We start from the raw sequence: 593 nt of genomic DNA, 5'->3' as shown, positions 1-593 counted from the left end.
GGGAACTGCGGGTACGCCCTTATGAGTATCTTCAATCCCTCCGGCAGACAGTACCTCCGCTGTACGAAACGGCTGGACAACAAAAGCTGTCCCGGCTGTGGGAAAATCATCACGGCGGAACTGGAAGCGGTGGTGTATCGGCAGATGGTGAAAAAGCTGGACAGCTACAAGACACTGACGGGCAGGAAGAAAGCGGCAAAGGCCAATCCCAAAATCACCGCCCTGCAAGTGGAACTTGCCCATGTGGATAGCGAGATTGAAAAGTTGCTGGACAGTCTGACAGGCGCAAATAATGTGCTGCTCTCCTATGTGAATGTGAAGATAGCCGAACTGGACGGACGCAAGCAGGAACTTCTGGCGAAGATGGCGGAGTTGACCGTGGAAGCCATCAGCCCGGAACAGGTCAGCCAGATTTCCGGCTACCTCGACACTTGGAAGAACGTATCCTTTGACGACAAGCGGCGGGTGGTGGATTTGATGATTACCACCATTGCCGCCACAAGCGACAGCTTAAACATCACATGGAAAATCTGACGGGCATATCAGCGCCCGTCAGACCGTTACCTTGTGTAGTCCCTTGTAAACTGTACTTT

1 pseudogene is annotated in these 593 nt (G+C 53.0%); it reads left to right on the top strand.

The annotated features are described in order from the left end of the window. Nucleotides 1-534 (top strand): annotated as a pseudogene (locus D1841_RS18220) (recombinase family protein); the annotation flags it as partial. Between the last annotated feature and the right edge of the window lie 59 nt (nt 535-593).

The organism is Neglectibacter sp. X4, from assembly GCF_009917365.1.
Taxonomy (GTDB): domain Bacteria; phylum Bacillota; class Clostridia; order Oscillospirales; family Acutalibacteraceae; genus Acutalibacter.
This window is presented reverse-complemented; position numbering and strand designations above follow the sequence as displayed.